14 protein-coding genes and 2 pseudogenes are annotated in these 15,724 nt (G+C 70.6%); 5 read left to right on the top strand and 11 right to left on the bottom strand.

Annotation, left to right across the window (positions count from 1 at the left end; translation table 11 throughout):
• The 4 genes from MMB92_RS24520 to MMB92_RS24505 form a co-directional block, all read right to left on the bottom strand.
• Entirely contained in the window at window positions 1-519 is a 519-nt protein-coding gene (locus MMB92_RS24520; RefSeq protein WP_006483126.1) for a flavin reductase family protein, read from the bottom strand.
• Entirely contained in the window at window positions 516-2,276 is a 1,761-nt protein-coding gene (locus MMB92_RS24515; RefSeq protein WP_048988167.1) for an FAD-dependent oxidoreductase, read from the bottom strand. Before MMB92_RS24515 ends, MMB92_RS24520 begins: the two co-directional genes overlap by 4 nt.
• 10 nt (window positions 2,277-2,286) lie before the next feature.
• Window positions 2,287-3,480 (bottom strand): acyl-CoA dehydrogenase family protein, encoded by a 1,194-nt coding sequence (locus MMB92_RS24510; protein ID WP_277563002.1) that lies wholly within the window; start codon window positions 3,478-3,480, stop codon window positions 2,287-2,289.
• Window positions 3,481-3,642: 162 nt separating this feature from the next.
• Entirely contained in the window at window positions 3,643-4,782 is a 1,140-nt protein-coding gene (locus MMB92_RS24505) for an LLM class flavin-dependent oxidoreductase (RefSeq protein WP_006493091.1), read from the bottom strand.
• 260 nt (window positions 4,783-5,042) lie between these two features.
• Between MMB92_RS24505 and MMB92_RS24500 the strand changes: the two genes are divergently transcribed.
• A complete protein-coding gene (locus tag MMB92_RS24500) occupies window positions 5,043-5,393 on the top strand; it encodes a VOC family protein (RefSeq protein ID WP_006483121.1) in 351 nt (116 codons plus the stop codon).
• Window positions 5,394-5,453: 60 nt separating this feature from the next.
• Here the strand turns inward: MMB92_RS24500 and MMB92_RS24495 are convergent, their stop codons facing one another.
• Window positions 5,454-6,314, bottom strand: coding sequence for a LysR substrate-binding domain-containing protein (locus tag MMB92_RS24495; RefSeq protein WP_006483122.1), 861 nt, complete (start codon window positions 6,312-6,314; stop codon window positions 5,454-5,456).
• Between the two features lie 157 nt (window positions 6,315-6,471).
• On the opposite strand from MMB92_RS24495, the gene mdtD reads away from it, so the two are divergent.
• Window positions 6,472-7,860: a multidrug transporter subunit MdtD gene (gene mdtD, locus MMB92_RS24490; RefSeq protein WP_241277169.1), complete on the top strand. Its 1,389-nt coding sequence runs from the start codon at window positions 6,472-6,474 to the stop codon at window positions 7,858-7,860.
• Between the two features lie 9 nt (window positions 7,861-7,869).
• Here the strand turns inward: mdtD and MMB92_RS24485 are convergent, their stop codons facing one another.
• Window positions 7,870-8,250, bottom strand: a complete 381-nt coding sequence (locus tag MMB92_RS24485) for a DUF4377 domain-containing protein (protein ID WP_034202277.1) — start codon at window positions 8,248-8,250, stop codon at window positions 7,870-7,872.
• Window positions 8,251-8,472: 222 nt separating this feature from the next.
• On the opposite strand from MMB92_RS24485, the gene MMB92_RS24480 reads away from it, so the two are divergent.
• The 3 genes and pseudogenes from MMB92_RS24480 (at window position 8,473) to MMB92_RS24470 (ending at window position 11,808) form a co-directional block, all read left to right on the top strand.
• Entirely contained in the window at window positions 8,473-9,648 is a 1,176-nt protein-coding gene (locus tag MMB92_RS24480; protein WP_006483696.1) for a LuxR family transcriptional regulator, read from the top strand.
• Between the two features lie 111 nt (window positions 9,649-9,759).
• The gene (locus tag MMB92_RS24475) at window positions 9,760-10,515 is read left to right on the top strand and encodes an SDR family NAD(P)-dependent oxidoreductase (RefSeq protein WP_084751491.1); all 756 of its coding nucleotides are present in this window, start codon (window positions 9,760-9,762) and stop codon (window positions 10,513-10,515) included.
• Window positions 10,516-10,608: 93 nt separating this feature from the next.
• Window positions 10,609-11,808, top strand: a pseudogene (locus tag MMB92_RS24470) (tyrosine-type recombinase/integrase).
• A gap of 126 nt (window positions 11,809-11,934) precedes the next feature.
• Here the strand turns inward: MMB92_RS24470 and MMB92_RS24465 are convergent.
• The 5 genes and pseudogenes from MMB92_RS24465 to MMB92_RS24445 all read right to left on the bottom strand — a co-directional run.
• Window positions 11,935-12,153 carry a YXWGXW repeat-containing protein gene (locus tag MMB92_RS24465; RefSeq protein WP_006483699.1) on the bottom strand — a complete coding sequence of 73 codons (219 nt, stop codon included), beginning with the start codon at window positions 12,151-12,153 and terminating at the stop codon, window positions 11,935-11,937.
• Window positions 12,154-12,209: 56 nt separating this feature from the next.
• Window positions 12,210-13,373, bottom strand: a complete 1,164-nt coding sequence (locus tag MMB92_RS24460; RefSeq protein WP_171984039.1) for a DUF1501 domain-containing protein — start codon at window positions 13,371-13,373, stop codon at window positions 12,210-12,212.
• Window positions 13,370-14,764: a DUF1800 domain-containing protein gene (locus MMB92_RS24455; protein ID WP_084751492.1), complete on the bottom strand. Its 1,395-nt coding sequence runs from the start codon at window positions 14,762-14,764 to the stop codon at window positions 13,370-13,372. The genes MMB92_RS24460 and MMB92_RS24455 overlap by 4 nt, the downstream gene beginning before the upstream one ends.
• Before the next feature lie 227 nt (window positions 14,765-14,991).
• A complete protein-coding gene (locus tag MMB92_RS24450; RefSeq protein ID WP_006483702.1) occupies window positions 14,992-15,495 on the bottom strand; it encodes a periplasmic heavy metal sensor in 504 nt (167 codons plus the stop codon).
• A pseudogene (locus MMB92_RS24445) lies at window positions 15,492-15,724 on the bottom strand (hypothetical protein); the annotation flags it as partial. The pseudogene MMB92_RS24445 and the gene MMB92_RS24450, both read right to left, overlap by 4 nt.

Here is a 15,724-nt window from a genome sequence, read left to right as displayed (position 1 = left end):
TCACGCGGCCGCATGGGCCACCGGCGCGCCGGGTGTCGTATAGGCGCCGTCGAGATAGACGAGCGGATCGACGTCGCCGCTCATCAGCACCTCGCGGATGCGCCCGATGAACACCGTATGCGTACCGTATTCGAAGCGGCCGTCCTGCTCGCACACGAGGCTCGCCTGCGAATCGCGCAGATACGGCACGCCGTGCGGCGACGTGTGCCAGTCGCCGGTCGTGAAGCGCGCTTCGCCCTTCAGGCGGCCGCTGCAGTCGATCGCGATGCCTTCGTGGCGCGCGGACAGCACGTTCACGCAGAATGGCGCGCCCGCATCGAGCGGCGGATACAGCGACGCGGTGCGGTTGATGCAGATCAGCAGCGACGGCGGATCGGTCGACAGCGAATCGACCGCCGTCGCGGACATCGAGTAGCGCCGGCCGTCGTGCGCGCTGCTGATGACCGTGACCGAACGCGCGAGGCGACGCATCGCGAGCAGCATGTCGGTGCGCAGCGGATGGGGGGTGAGATCGCTCATGATCGGACTCCGTCAGGTTCTGTCGTGGATGGCCGGGCGGACCGCCCGCCGGCGTCGGCCGCGCGGGCGGCCAGGTGATCGGCGGCGAGATACCCGAAGGTCATCGCCGGACCGAGCGTCGAGCCCGCGCCGGGGTAGCTCGCGCCCATCATCGATGCGCTGGTGTTGCCGATCGCATAGAGGCCGTCGATCGGTTCGCCGTCGGCGCGCAGCACGCGGGCGTGCGCGTCGGTGACGAGCCCGCCCTTCGTGCCGATGTCGCCGGCGTCGATCCGCACCGCATAGAACGGCGGCTGGTCGACCGGCCCCAGGCACGGGTTCGGCTGGTTCCGCGGGTCGCCGTAATACGTGTCGAACGCGTTGTCGCCCTTGCCGAACGCTTCGTCGACACCGGTGATCGCGTAGCGCGCCATGTCGCGCAGCGTGTCGTGCAACCCTGCCGCGTCGACGCCGATCCGCGCGGCCAGCGCGTCGATCGTGTCGGCCTTCACGAGCACGTCGCGAAACGCATCCGGGATCCGCGAATCGGGCATCATCGACGCCGGCATGATCGGCCCGCACGGATACTTGCGGCGAAAGCGCGCGTCGAACACCATCCATGCCGGCACGCTCGCGCCGGTGCGCGCATGATCGCGATACATCGCTGGCACGAATTCGGAATACGGCGCGGCCTCGTTGACGAAGCGCCGGCCGAGGCCGTTGACGATCACGCAGCCCGGCAGGTTGCGTTCGACGAACAGCGCGCGCTGCTTCTCCTCGCCCGCGACGCCGACGGTCGGCGCACCCCACACGTGCTCCATCAGCGCCAGCGCGCCGCCGAGCCGGTGACCTTCGGCAATCGCATCGCCCGTGTTGGACGGCGGCGTCGCGCTCCACTGCGTCCGGGTCGGCTGCGGCAGGTAACGTTCGCGCATCGGCTGGTTGCGCTCGAAACCGCCCGCGCCGAGGATCACGCCGCGCCGCGCGGCGATCGTCACCGGCTGTCCGAAGCGCTGCACGCGTACGCCCGTCACGCGGCCGTCCACCTCGAGCAGGTCGCGCATCGGCGTCTCGAGCCACACGGGCACGTGACGGTCGAGCAGTGCGCGACGCAGCCCGCCGATCAGCGCATTGCCGAGCGTCAGGCGCCGGTCGCGCCGCGTGCGGCGGCGCATGCCGACATCGAGCCAGTAGCGGCCGAACTGCGCGATCGCGAGCCGCATGAAACCGGGGCCGCGCGAGAACAGCGTATGCGCTTCCTTCGACGTCACCGCGACGCGCCCGCCGATCAGCGTGCCGGGCGACGGCGGCCGCAGCCGCTCGAACTCGTCGCCGAGCAGCCCGCCGTCGAATGGCAGCGGATCGAGCGCGCGATACCCCGGCATCGCGCCCGGCAGCTTCTGGAAATAGTCCGCATACATCGGCAGCGCCTGATAGCGCACGGGCGTCTTCGATTCCAGATAGCGCAGCATCTCCGGCGCGCGGTCGAGATACGCATCGAGCTTGTCGGGCGTCGAGGCGCCGGCCGTGCACGCGTCGAGATAGCGGCGCGCGGCGTCGCGCGAGTCGGTCGCGCCGAGTTCGGCGATATGGTGATTGCACGGCACCCAGATGCCGCCGCCCGATACCGCCGACGTGCCGCCGTACCGCGCCGTCTTCTCGATCACCACGACGGACAGCCCGTGGTCGGCCGCGCGGCACGCGGCGAGCAACGCGCCCGCGCCCGAGCCGACGACCACCACGTCGAACGCGTATTGCCGTGCTTGCGTGTCGTTCATCCTGGCCCCGTCAGATGAAGAAATCGGTGTTCTCGCGGCCGAGCATCACCGCGCCGAGGTTCTGGCCGAAGCGGTCCACGTTGTTCGCGTAGTGCGCGCGGGCCGCATGCAGGTCGAGGAAGCGGCGCACCAGCGGATTGCGGTGATAGATGCCGTTGCCGCCCGCATAGCGCAGCAGCGCGTTCGCGGCCTGCGCGCAGCGTTCGGCGACCTGCGCGGACTGGTAGCGGAAATGCACGCGGCGCTCGATCGACACCGCCGGGCCGCCGGTCACCGACGCCATCAGTTCCGCGAAATTGCGCTGGAGCAGCACCTTCATCTCGTCGATCGCCACCGCCGCGTTCGCGCATGCGTGCTGCGCGCCCGGATCGTCGGTCGTCTTCGCGCCGCTGTTGGCGGACACGCGCGTCGTCGCATAGCCGGTGAAATCGTCGAGCGCACCCTGCAGCGCGCCGATGCACGACGTGCACACCGCACGCACGAAAATCTGCGCGAACGGCAGCTTGAACAGCGGCGCGTCGTTGACCGCCAGCCCGGGGCTCGTGCCCATCATCCCGTCGATCGCCTTGTGCGTGCGGTACGCGGGCACGAACGCGTCGTCGACGACGATGTCGTGGCTGCCCGTCGCGCGCAGGCCGAGCACGTCCCAGTCCTGCTCGATCCGGTAGTCGGCTTTCGGCAGCAGGAAGGTGCGGTATTCGGGCGGCTGGCTGGCCTCGGCCGGCGGCACCAGCGCGCCGAGGAACACCCATTCGCACAGTTCGCTGCCGCTCGAGAACTTCCAGTGGCCCGACAGCCGGAAGCCGCCGTCCACCGGCGTCACGCGGCCGACCGGCATGTAGGTCGACGCGATCAGCGTCGCCGGATCGTTGCCCCACACGTCCTGCTGCGCGCGTTCGTCGAACAGCGCGAGCTGCCAGTTGTGCACGCCGACGACGCCGTACACCCACGCGGTCGACATGCAGCCGCGCGCGAGCGCCATCTGGATCTCGAAGAAGGTCTGCGGATCGAGCTCGTAGCCGCCGTAACGCTTCGGCTGCAGCACCTTGAAGAAGCCGGCGGCCTGCATGTCGGCGATCGTCTCGGCCGGGATGCGGCCCTGCGCTTGCGCGTGCGCGGCGCGGCCGGCCAGCGTCGGCGCCAGCGCCTCGGCCCGGGCGATCAGCGTGGCGGCCAATGCGTTCGAATCGTTGTCGCGATGCACGAATGTCTCCTGTGGAACGGGGCGGCGCCGCGGCGCCCGCCCCGCTCCCGTTCAAAGTTGTTCGGCGCGGCCTGGCCGCGGGCGATGCTCGCCACCACCGATGGTCGGCTTCGCGCGAGCGCGCCGCATCGTCCGACCGGACGACGGGCGCGGCCCGGTGCGTCACGCGCAGGCCCGTTCCTTCTCGCGATTGAAGAACGGGATCACGTGCTCGCCGATGTTGCGGATCGTCTCCATCTGCGCTTCGTGCGGCACCGTACCCATCTGGCACAGGAACAGCACTTCGTCGACACCGGCTGCCTGCAGGCGGCCGACATAGCCGATGCAGTCGTCCACCGTGCCGTACGCGTGGTTCGGGTTCATCATCGCGAGCGCCGGGTCGGCGAAGTTCACGACGACTTCCTCCGACGCGAAGCGCGAGCGGATCACCATCTCGCCGGTGTCGGCCTGCACGAGGTCGTCGCCCCACTTCGCCGGGTCCGGCCGCTCGCCGCCCGTGTACCAGTACGCGAGCGATTCCATGAAGTAGCGCTGGCCGCGGATGCCGATCTTGCGGGCCGCCTGGCCGTCCGCCATCACCACCGTCGGGCACAGCGCGGCGAGGTGCTGCGTCGGGCGGAAGCCGACCTGGTCTTCCGGCTTGCGGTTCGCCCATGCGTCGCGGTACACCGCGTTCTTCTTCGCGACTTCGTCGGGGCCGCCGAAGCCGAGCACCAGCGCGCCCATCCCGCGCTGGCCGGCGCGCAGCAGCGCGTCGGTGTTGGTGCATGCGAGGTACATCGGCGGGTGCGGGTCCTGGAACGGCTTCGGGTGGATCGGGCGCTTCGGAATCTTGATGTACTGGCCGTCGTGCTCGATCTCGTCCTGCACGAACATCTTCGGCACGAGGTACATCGATTCGTCGATCATCGGCTGCAGCGCGTCGAGGTCGTAGCCGAACGCGCCGGCTTCCTGCTGGCTGCCGCCCTTGCCGACGCCGAAATGCACGCGGCCACCCGACAGGATGTCGAGCAGCGCGACCCGCTCGGCCACCTTGATCGGGTGATTCATCGCCGGCGGCAGGCACACGACGCCGTGACCGAGGCCGATGCGCGTCGTGCGGCCGGCCAGGTACGCGAGGAAGGTTTCCGGCGCGCTCATGTGCGCATAGTTGGTCAGCGACGTGTGTTCCACGCACCAGATCGTGTCGAAACCGACCTGCTCGGCGAGCAGCGCCTGTTCGACCGTTTCCTTGAACACCCGGTGGTCGCCCTCGCGCGACGCGTCGGTGGTCTGGGCTTCGTAGATGAGGGAAAACTTCATTGCGTGCGTCTCCATGTCTGTTGGACGAATCGGGGTCGCGCAGGCCGCCCGCACGATACGGACGAATAGCGACGGTCCACGAATGGGAGTGTCGGCGCGCCGGCTGGCGCGGGCATCATCTGTTCGGAGTAGCCGGACGCCCGCGGCGACAGAGGGGTTTCACGGTCATCCGATCGGACTGCGTGAGCACGCGAGCGGCGCGCTAGCATCGGACGACGGCGCATTGCACGCCGCCCACATCAAGACAAGGGAGAACCGGGATGAAGGTATCGATGCTGCTGTATCCGGTCGACGACATCGACACGGCGTTGCCGCTGTTCGTCGACGGGCTCGGCCTGAACGTGAAGTTTCGCGACGGCGACCGTTATTGCGCGCTCGACGGCGGCCCGCTGACGATCGCGCTGGTCGCGGGCGACGAGCAGATCGTCGAGCGCGCGGCGCTCACGCTGCGCGTCGACGAGGACGACGACCTGTATGCGGCGATGGCGCGGGTCGTGAAGGCCGGCGCATCGGTGCGCGTGCCCGTGCAGGCCGGACCGCACGAATACCGCGCGGTGCTGGAGGACAGGAACGGCGCGTTGCTGGTGATTTCGCAGAAACGGTCGGCATGACGATGCACGGCGCGGTCGCCGGATGCACGCGCGCCGGATGCCGCGCGGGCGTAGCCGGCGTCACGCGTCCGCGCCCGACGCGCGCAGATCGCTGGTTTCCAGCAGCTCGAGCAACGTGCCGGCCGGCTGGCTGAGCCGCTTCGCGGCCAGCGCGATGAATTCGACGTCGGGCAGCGCGGGCAGCCCGTCGCCGTTCACGGGCGGCGCCAGGCCGCGCGCGGACAGGTACTGCGACGTCGCGGTCAGCCCGAGCCCCGCGCGCGCGGCCGCGATGCAGCCCGGCTGGCTGCTGCTCGAACACACGACTTCCCAGCCGATGCCCTTTTCCGCGAGCGCATTCAGCACCACCGCGCGCGTGACGCTCGGCTCGGCCACCAGCACGAGCGGCAGCGGGCGCTCCAGATCGACGACGGTGCCCGGCCGCGCGACCCATTCGAGCCGCGCGCGCAGCAGCGGCGTGCCGCGCCGTTCGCCGAGCCGCCGCTTGCCGATCATCAGGTCGAGCGCGCCCGCGTCCATCAGTGCGTAGAGCCGGCTCGTCATGCCGGTGGTGATTTCCAGCGCGACATCGGGATGCGCGGCGCGGAACCCGGCCAGCACCTCCGGCAGCGCGACGAGCGCGAGATCGTCCGACGCGCCGAGCCGCACGCGCCCCTGCAGCCGCGGCTTGCGAAATTGCGATTCGGCGCGGTTCAGCGCCTGCAGGATCACGTTCGCGTGCACGAGCAGCGCCTCGCCGTCGGCCGTCATCGCGATCGAATGGGTATCGCGCACGAACAGCCGGCGGCCGACGCTCTCTTCGAGGCGACGGATGTGTTCGCTGACGCTCGACTGGTTGAGCCCGAGCTGCCGGCCCGCTTCGGTGAAGCTGCGGCAGTTCGTGACGGTCGCGAACGTCTTGAGCCAGACGGGATTGAGCATCCCGCATTGTCATCGTCATTTCCGATGACAGTCAATGCCTTGAGGCGGCTTCCCGATGACCAGCGGAATCGGTACCATCGAGCGCTCGACGTCCGGCACGCGCCGCGCGACCGCGCAGCGGCGCCGCCTGCCGGACCTTCGCCCCACCGATTTCGCCATGTCCCGGGAACCCACACACTCCGCGCTGCTCTGGATCGTCGCCGCTGCGTTCTTCATGCAGTCGCTCGACACGACGATCGTCAACACCGCGCTACCGTCGATCGCCCAAAGCCTGCAGGCGTCGCCGCTCGCGATGCAGCCCGTCGTGGTCGTCTACACGCTGACGATGGCGATGCTCACGCCGGCGTCCGGCTGGCTCGCCGACCGGTTCGGCACGCGCCGCGTGTTCTCGGTCGCGATCCTCGTGTTCGTGCTCGCGTCGATCGGCTGCGCGGCGTCGCATACGCTCGGCCAGTTGGTCGTCGCGCGCGCCGTGCAGGGCATCGGCGGCTCGATGCTGCTGCCGATCGGGCGGCTTGCCGTGCTGCGTCGCGTGCCGGGCGAACAGTACGTCGCGGCGATCGCGTTCGTGTCGATCGCCGGCCAGCTCGGCCCGATCGTCGGGCCGACGCTCGGCGGCTGGCTCACGCAGGCGATTTCGTGGCACTGGGTGTTCATCGTCAACGTGCCGGTCGGCGTGGTCGGCTTCATCGCCGTGCAGCGCTACCTGCCGCACGACCAGGCGACGCAGCCGCCGCCGTTCGACTTCGTCGGCTGCGCGCTGCTGTCGGCCGCGATGATCGCGCTGTCGCTCGCGATCGACCCGCCGATGTCCGCGCACCGCGCCGCGTGGGCGGCCGGGCTTGCGGCGCTCGGGCTGGCAAGCGCGCTCGCGTACCTGCCGCACGCGCGGCGACGCGCGCAGCCGCTGTTCCGGCTCGGGCTGTTCCGCGAGCCGAACTTCGGGTCCGGGCTGCTCGGCAACCTGCTGTGCCGGATCGGCACGAGTTCGGTGCCGTTCATGCTGCCGCTGTTGATGCAGGTGCAGCTCGGCTATACGCCGCTGCAGTCGGGGCTGATGATGCTGCCGGCCGCGATCGCGGGCGTCGTCGCGAAACGGTGGATCGCGCCGCTCGTGAAGCGCTTCGGCTATGCGACGTTTCTGGTCGTGAATACGGGGATCGTCGGCTGCGCGATCGCGGGGTTCGCGCTGGTGTCGGCGCGGCCCGCGCCGGTGCTGGAAGGCGTGCTGCTGATCGTGTTCGGCGCGGCGAATTCGATGCAGTTCGCGGCGATGAACGGCGTGACGCTCAAGGGGCTGTCGCATGCCGACGCCGGCAGCGGCAACAGCCTGTTCACGATGATGCAGATGCTCGCGATGGGTCTGGGCGTCTCGATCGGCGGCGGGCTCGTCAACCTGTTCGCCGCCTATCGCGGCTCGATGGCGCACGGGTTCATGCTGTCGTTCGCGTGCATGGGCGCCGTGACGCTGCTGTCGTCCGTCGTGTTCCGGCGGATCGATACGGCCGCGCCGCCGGCCCATGCGGCGGCGCGCCCTTCCGCGTGATCGCGGCCGTCAGTTCACCGGGCGGCGCTCGACGACGCGCTTGAGCACCCAGCGGATCGACGAACCGTCGGCCGGCGGCTGCGCGACGCGATATTCGTCGACTTCGAGCGTGTACAGGTAGCCGGGCTGGTACGCAAAGCCTTCGATACCCGCGTACCACAGGCTCCACGGCTCGCCCGGGCTGCTGCGCACCTGCAGGCACTCCATCGGCGCGACGCCCGTGCAGCGCGCGGACTGCGGCGCGACGTAGACGGTCCGGGTCACGGGCTTGCCGTCGGCCGGGCGGGCCGCGGCCGGCGCGGTGGCCGCCGCATCGGTCTGGCATCCGGCGAGGAGCGTGCTGCCGGCAAGGATGGCCGCGCCAAGCAGCGTTCGGGAAGGGCGAATCATCTGATGTTCCTCTGGGAGCGTTGGAGGGCCGATTAGACGAGCCGCCCGGCGCGAAAGTTCACAAATACCTTACAAAACCGGTTCGACCACCCTCATTTATGGGATGTCGCGCGCGCGCCGATACGTTACCGTGTTCCGGTTCCGCTCTGCGCAGCCGCCGGCGGTCCGCACGTGCACGCCGAGCGCATCGCGACCCGGCGGCCGCAACAGGAGACAACCCGAATGACCACGGCGACCGCGGCCCTGCCGCCGCATCTTGCCCAGTCGAAACTGACGCTCGAGCAGTTCGACGCCTTGCTCACGAAGATCTACGAAGGCCCGCTCGAGGACGTCCCGTGGGGCGGCGCGCTCGAACAGATCCGCGTGCACCTGCACGCGAACTACGCGACGATGATCCTGCGCTGGCCCGCCAGCGGCCATGCGGGGCTGATGATCAATGCGTCGGAAAACAGCGCGCCGCTGCCGGGCGTCGCGTCGTACAACAGCTACTACTACGCGCTCGACCCGTTCGTGAACCTGCCGACCGATCGCGTCGTCACGGTCGACGAGTTGCTCGGCGCCGGCGTCTGGCGCAACAGCGCGATGTATGCCGAATTCCTGAAGCCGCTCGACGTCGGCCATCTGATGGGCGCCGACCTGCGCACGCACGACGGCGTCGAGTGCCGCTTTCGCGTGTGCCGTTCACATCGCGACCACGCATTCTCGGCGACCGACAAGGCCGTGTGCAACGCGCTGCTGCCGCACCTGAAGCGCGCGGTGCGGCTGCACGCGAAGTTCGGGATGGTCGAATCCGAGCGCACGCTGTATGCGAGCACGATCGACCGCATGCTCGTCGGCACCGCGATCCTCGACGAGCGCGGCGCGATCATGAAGACCAATTCCGTCGCCGACGAGATCTTCGCCGAATGCGACGGCCTGCGCGTGCGCGGCGGCGCGCTCGAAGCGTCGTATCCGCTGGAGGACCGCAAGCTGCAGAAGCTGATCCGCCAGGTGCTCGCGGAACGCACGGGCAGCACGCCGTCGGTCGCGCACGCGATCGCGGTGCCGCGCCCGTCCGGCAAGCCGCGGCTCGGCGTGCTGATCCGCGCGGTGCCGCTCAGCGAGTGGTCGGAGGACAATCCGCGCCGGCCGGCGTGCGCGATCTTCATCCGCGATGCCGAGCGCAAGTCGCAGGCGTCGCACGAGATCGTGCGCAAGCTGTTCGACCTGACGCCGGCCGAGACCGCGCTGGCGCTCGCGCTCGTCAACGGACAGACGCTCGAGGAAGCGGCCGACGAGCTGGCGATCAGCAAGAACACCGCGCGCTCGCATCTGCGTGCGATCTTTTCGAAGACCGGTGTCACGCGGCAGGCAACGCTGGTGCGGCTGTTGTTGAACAGCGTGCTGTCGCTGGGGTGAAGCGTTCGCCGCAATGCCGCCACCGCCGAATCCGCCTAGTCCGTTTCAACGTCGAAGCATCGGCGCAGCCCGCCTAACCTGTCCGTCCGACCCGCGCTTCAGGAGACAGGAATGGAACGCTTCGCAGGACAAGTCGCCGTCGTGACCGGCGCGGCGACCGGCATCGGACGCCAGGCCGCGCTGTGCTTCGCCGAAGCCGGCGCGCAGGTCGCGCTGCTGGACACCGCCGTGGCGGCCGCGGAAGACACCGCGCACGAGATCGAGCGCCTCGGCGCGAAGGCGATCGTGCTGCGCACCGACGTGTCGCGCGACGCCGACGTGCGCCATGCGATCGACACGACGGTCGACACCTTCGGCCGCCTCGACCTCGCGTTCAACAACGCGGGCATCGCGCCGCGCGGCGCACCGGCCGCCGAATTCGACGAGGACGAATGGGACCGCACGATCGCGGTCAACCTGAAAGGCGTGTGGCTGTGCATCCGGCACGAATGCCGGCACATGCTGCAATCGGGCGGCGGCGCGATCGTCAACACGTCGTCGATCATGGGGCTCGTCAGCGGCCCCGGGCTCGCCGCGTATTCGGCGTCGAAAAGCGGTGTCGTCGGCCTCACGAAAGCGGTGGCGCTCGACTATGCGAGCCGCGGCATTCGCGTGAACGCCGTGTGCCCCGGCGGCATCGCGAACACGGCGATCACCGACCGGCCGGACAACCGCGACGACATGGCGCGGCTGATGCAGGCCACGCCGATGGCACGGCTCGGCGAGCCGCGCGACGTCGCGGAAACGGTGATGTGGCTGTGCTCGCCCGCCGCACGCTTCGTGACCGGCCAGACGATCGCCGTCGACGGCGGCTTCACCGTGTGGTGATCGTGTACCATCGGCGCTTCCCGATACGCTTTGGCGCGCTGCCTTCGTCCGCCCGGCCACGCCCGCGCGGTTCGCGCAGCGCGTTTCCTTCGCATGACCTCATCCGCTTCGTCCAACGACACCGCGCTGCGCCCGCTGCCGATCGATACGCTGGCCGTGCCGGCCGCGCTCGACGGACGCACGGGCACCAACCGCTCGGGCAGCGCGCATCCGCAGATCGCCGCGACCCATGACCTCGACGCCGTGCGCGCCTGGCTCGCGCGCTTCGTCGATACGCCGACCACGTTCCAGAACTACCGCAAGGAAGCCGAGCGCCTGCTGCTGTGGGCCGTGATCGCATGCGGCAAGCCGCTGTCGTCGCTCACGCACGAGGATCTCGTCGTGTACCGGCAATTCCTGCTCGCGCCCGCGCCGGCCGAGCTGTGGTGCGCGAACGGCGGCCGCAAGCATCCGCGCGACGATCCGCGCTGGCGGCCGTTTTACGGGCCGCTGTCGGCAGCCAGCCAGCGGCAGGCGCTGGTGATCCTGAACGTGATGTTCTCGTGGCTCGTGCAGGCCGGCTATCTGGCCGGCAATCCGCTCGCGTTGTCGCGGCAGCGGCAGCGCCGGCCCGCGCCGCGCGTCACGCGCCATCTCGGGCAGCCGCTGTGGCAAGCGGTGAAGGATGCGATCGCCGCGATGCCGCGCGACGATGCGCGCGCCCGCTTCCATGCGGATCGCGCGCGCTGGCTGTTCACGTTGCTGTATCTCGGCGGGCTGCGCATCACCGAAGCGGCCGATACGACGATGGGCCGGTTCTTCTGCCGCCGCGATGCGGACGGGCACGAACGCTGGTGGCTCGACGTGACGGGCAAAGGCGGCCGGCAGCGGCTCGTGCCGGCCACCGACGAGATGATGACCGAGCTGGCGCGCTACCGGCGTGCGCACGGCCTGCCCGCGCTGCCGGTCGACGGCGAGCCGACGCCGCTCGTGCTGCCGGTCGGCTAGGCGCGCAAGCCGCTCACGCGTGCGGCGCTGCACCGGATCGTGAAGCAGGTGTTCCGGCACGCGGCCGACCGGCTGCGCGCGAACGGCGAAGCCGGCGAGCAAGCGGCGCGCGTGCTCGAACAGGCGTCCGCGCACTGGCTGCGTCACAGCGCGGGCTCGCACATGGCCGACGGCCGCGTCGATCTGCGGCTCGTGCGCGACAACCTCGGCCATGTGTCGCTCACGACGACGAGCCAGTATCTTCACGCGGACGACGACTGGCGCCATCGCGAGACGCAAGCGAAGCACCGGATCGGGTGGGACTAGACTGCGTTGCGCCGCTCGACGGACGAGGTCGATCCCGCCGAGATCCGCCGTGGCTGCGGCACTTCGCATCGCCGCTTGCTCCGGCGCGTCGATCCCGCCGCGCGACACGTCGACACGCTTGCCGTGTCAGTACACCGCCACCCAGTGCCCGGGCACCCACGCCCAGTGATTGCCGGCCCACCGGTAATGCCCCCTGGCCCAGCGATAGCCGGGTGCGGGCGGTGGCGGCGCCACCTCGGCGACGGGCGCGGGCTGCGGCGGCCGCACGGGCTCGACCACGCACGCGGACATCAGCACGGCGCTCGCGCTCACCAGCATGGCGAGCGAAACAGACCGGATCTTCATTGTCGATGCTCCCTGTTGTGTCATCGGTTGTCGGCCGATCGCGGCGACACGACGCGTCACGCGGCTCCGTGAATCAGGCCGCTCATCGGCCGTGTCGTACCGCTTTCCGCGAACAGCGCGGATGCGGTGCGGCGCGGGTCGAGCCGCAGGCTGTCGGCGGCGGCGCCCGCGATCAGCGCATCGAGCGACGCAGTCGGCTTCAGGTCGCGCCCTTCGTACAGGTCGCCCGGCCGCAGCCCCGGCCAGTCGGCGATCACGCGGCCGCCTGCCACCGCGCCGCCCGCGAGCATCGCGACCGACGCCTGCCCGTGATCGGTGCCGCCCGTGCCGTTCACCGCGGCCGTGCGGCCGAACTCGGTCGCGACCAGCACCGTGGTCTGCTGCCACGCGGGCCCGAGGCCGTCGCGCAGCGCGGCGAGCATCGTGTCGAGCGCCTTCAACTGATTCGCGAGCCGCGCGTTCTGCGCGCTATGGGTATCCCAGCCGCCCGTCTCGATCATCGCGATCCGCGGGCCGTCGTCGCGCGCGAGAAACGTCGCGGCGAGCTTGCCGACGCCGGCCGGGTCCTGTCGCGCATGCGCGTCGCCGGCGAGGCCGCGTGCTTCCATCGCGGATTGCCACAACGGGCCGAGCTGCGCATCGGCTTCGTAGAGCGCCGACACGCGCGTGAGCAGATCGTCCGGCGCGGCCGGCAAACCGGACGGCGCATACGACGCGGCCTGCACCGCGCCGCGCAGCGCGAGCGGTACGGTCGGCGCGAACGCGATTGCGTCGTCGCGCGTCGCCGGCAGCAGCGCGGCGAGCCGGTTCAGCCAGCCGTCCTTGACCTGGTACGGCGCCCGGCCGCCCGTTTCGAGCACGTTCTGGCCGTCGAAATGCGAGCGGTCGCGATACGGCGACGCGATCGCATGGACGAACAGCGCCTGGCCGTCGCGGTACATCTGCGCGGTTTGCGCGAGCGACGGATGCAGCGCGAACGTGCCGTCGAGCCGCGTCGCGGCCGTCGTGTCGATCGCGAGCGGGCCGCGCAGCGACGCATACGCGGGCTCCGCATACGGGACGACGATGTTCAGGCCGTCGGCCGCGCCGCGCTGGATCACGAACACGAAGCGCCGGTCGGTCTCGACATTCGCGAACACGAGCCGCGGCGCGACGAGCATCGCGCCCGCGCCGGCCGCGGCCACACTGAGGAATCGTCGGCGGGATAGTGCCATGGTCATCTCCGTTGGAAATCGGGCGAAACGAGCAGCAGTGCGAGCGACGTCGTCGCGCTTTCGGCGCGCGCGAGCGCGGTCGCGGTCGGCGCGCTCAGCGAACCGGCGAGCAGCGTGTTGCCGAGCGTGCGCGGATCGAGCCGGTCGCCCGTGCGTGCGGCCAGACGCTGCGCGATCTCGACGCGGCGCACCAGCGCATCGGGCGCGGCCCAGCTCGCGGCGACGTCGTCGTAGCCGGCCGGTGAACCCGGCCGCCACACCGGCTGGCCGAGCTGGGCGAGCAGCGGCGCGGCCTTGAGATCGCCGGTGTCGCGCCAGCCGAGCCCGCGCAGCGACGACACGGCCCACTCCCACGGCGTCTTGAACTTGCGGTTGACCGGCGACCACGCGTCGGGCGCGTCGACGAGCGCGCGATAGACGGTCGGCAGGTCGCCGCCGCTCGCATCGAAGGCGCGCGCGAGCCGCTCGGTCAGCGCGGGCGGCGGATTGTCGGCGACGACATGACGGGCGAGCTGGAACGCGACGTGTCGGCCGGTCGCCGACGATCGCGCGAGGTCGCGCAGGATCGCGCGCGCCTGCGCTTCACCCGGTTGATCGTAGGTGCGCCCCATCACCGTGCGCGTGCCGGGTTCGTGCAGATTCGGCCGGAACACGAATGCGCCCGGCGCCGCATCGCCCGGTTGCACCCCGCGCCCGCCGGCGATGCTCCAGCCGGTCAGCGCGCGGGCGAATTCCGTCACGTCGGCCTGCGTGTAGCCGGTGCGCACGCCGAGCGTGTGCAGCTCCATGATTTCGCGTGCGAGGTTCTCGTTGAGCCCGCGCTTCGCGGACGGATCGCGTGCCTGCGCACGCAGTGCGGCCGGGCTGTCGGGACCGACCGAGCGCGCCTGGTCGAGGAACACCTGCATCGCGGGATGCTGCTCGACGGCGACGAGCATGTCCTCGAAACGGCCGAGCACGTGCGGACGGATCGCGTCGCGTTCGAATGCGCCCGCGTACGCGGCCACCTGCCCCTTGTCGACCGACACCGCGAAATGATTCGCCCAGAAATGCACGAGACGCTCGACGAACGGCGTGGACGTGTTCAGCGCGCTGTTCATGCGCGCGGCGACGGCGCCGCGATACGCGTCGTAGCCGTCGCGGCGGATCGACTGCGCGGTGGCGCGCTTCGCGGCCGCGTCGTCGCCCGTCATCGCGTTGCGGGTGTTCGCGAAGCGCGTGGCGAGCGTGACCGCGTCCGGCTCGCCGGCCCATGCGGCGGGTCGCGCATCGTAGCGGTCGAACTGGGCGAGCAATGCGGCCTTCGGGTCGGCGGGAGGGGCTTCGTCGGCGCGCGCGCCGAGACCGAAGCGGTTCAGCGCGATCGCGGCCGGCGTGGCGTCGTTCGGGTGGTCCATGACGGGCTCTCTTGCGGTGCGTATTCACGTTCAACGCAAGCACGCCGGGAAATCCGTCGCGGGGCGGGAAAATATTTTTTGCTGTGGAAGCGCCGGGCGGAAATCGCGCAACACGGCGGCGTGGATCGTCAGCGGACAACGACCGCGCGATTCGCCGGAACCGGCGCACGCATGACGCACGAGCGGCGCACGAGCGGCGCGCAGATCGCGCGCCGCCCACGCGCGGCTTACTCGCTCGTCGACGCGTCCGGTTTCTTCTGCAGCCTCGGCGGCAAACGCCAGTTGCCGCTGTGCTGCAACCCGTCGACGAACTTCGCGCGCTCGTCGGGCGTCAGCGTCGCCGCGAAATCGACGACGCTGCGCTCGACCTGCGCACGCATCGCAGTGTCGGCCGCGCGCGTGCGGTCGAGCGCCGCATCGATCGCCGCGCGATCGAGTTGCGGCGCGGCGAGCAGGTCCAGCACGGTGATCCGGCCGTCGCGCCCTTCGCGCGCGAAGTCGCGACCGCTCTTGCGAGCCGCCTTCAGCGCCGCGGCGAATTCGCGCTGCCGCGCATCGGGCAAGCCGTCCGCCGCGAAACGCAACGCGGTGCGCGATGCGGGCGCGCCCGCCGCGTGCCCGTCGCGGTGAGTCGAGAACCATTGATACGCGCCGCCGCCGATCGCGCCGAGCATGAACACGTTCAGCACGACCGAGCCGACGAGGGTGAATTTCCAGCCGCGTTCGGTCATTCGTCACTCCCGTCCACGCTCGGACCGCCAAACGTCGTCGTCAGATAGCCCGGCTCGTGCTGCGCCGGCGACGCGCTGCCGAGCATCAGCATCGACACGGCCACCGCCCCCGCGAGCGCGCCGGCCAGGCCGACGCCCGCGAACGCCGCGCCCGACCACCATACGGCGCCGCGCCGGCGGGCGCGCTGCGGCGCGGGCGCCGTCGCGACGATGCGCTCGACGAGCGCCG

The sequence above is a fragment of the Burkholderia sp. IO2 genome, from assembly GCF_029522185.1.
GTDB classification, from domain to species: domain Bacteria; phylum Pseudomonadota; class Gammaproteobacteria; order Burkholderiales; family Burkholderiaceae; genus Burkholderia; species Burkholderia cenocepacia.
Note: the sequence above shows the minus strand (reverse complement) of the source record. Positions and strands in the feature narration are given on the sequence as shown.

Coding starts and splice junctions, on each gene's coding strand:
- MMB92_RS24520 (WP_006483126.1), bottom strand. CDS start 519: ATGAGCGATCTCACCCCCCATCCGCTGCGCACCGACATGCTGCTCGCG.
- MMB92_RS24515 (WP_048988167.1), bottom strand. CDS start 2,276: ATGAACGACACGCAAGCACGGCAATACGCGTTCGACGTGGTGGTCGTC.
- MMB92_RS24505 (WP_006493091.1), bottom strand. CDS start 4,782: ATGAAGTTTTCCCTCATCTACGAAGCCCAGACCACCGACGCGTCGCGC.
- MMB92_RS24500 (WP_006483121.1), top strand. CDS start 5,043: ATGAAGGTATCGATGCTGCTGTATCCGGTCGACGACATCGACACGGCG.
- MMB92_RS24495 (WP_006483122.1), bottom strand. CDS start 6,314: ATGCTCAATCCCGTCTGGCTCAAGACGTTCGCGACCGTCACGAACTGC.
- mdtD (WP_241277169.1), top strand. CDS start 6,472: ATGTCCCGGGAACCCACACACTCCGCGCTGCTCTGGATCGTCGCCGCT.
- MMB92_RS24485 (WP_034202277.1), bottom strand. CDS start 8,250: ATGATTCGCCCTTCCCGAACGCTGCTTGGCGCGGCCATCCTTGCCGGC.
- MMB92_RS24480 (WP_006483696.1), top strand. CDS start 8,473: ATGACCACGGCGACCGCGGCCCTGCCGCCGCATCTTGCCCAGTCGAAA.
- MMB92_RS24475 (WP_084751491.1), top strand. CDS start 9,760: ATGGAACGCTTCGCAGGACAAGTCGCCGTCGTGACCGGCGCGGCGACC.
- MMB92_RS24465 (WP_006483699.1), bottom strand. CDS start 12,153: ATGAAGATCCGGTCTGTTTCGCTCGCCATGCTGGTGAGCGCGAGCGCC.
- MMB92_RS24460 (WP_171984039.1), bottom strand. CDS start 13,373: ATGACCATGGCACTATCCCGCCGACGATTCCTCAGTGTGGCCGCGGCC.
- MMB92_RS24455 (WP_084751492.1), bottom strand. CDS start 14,764: ATGGACCACCCGAACGACGCCACGCCGGCCGCGATCGCGCTGAACCGC.
- MMB92_RS24450 (WP_006483702.1), bottom strand. CDS start 15,495: ATGACCGAACGCGGCTGGAAATTCACCCTCGTCGGCTCGGTCGTGCTG.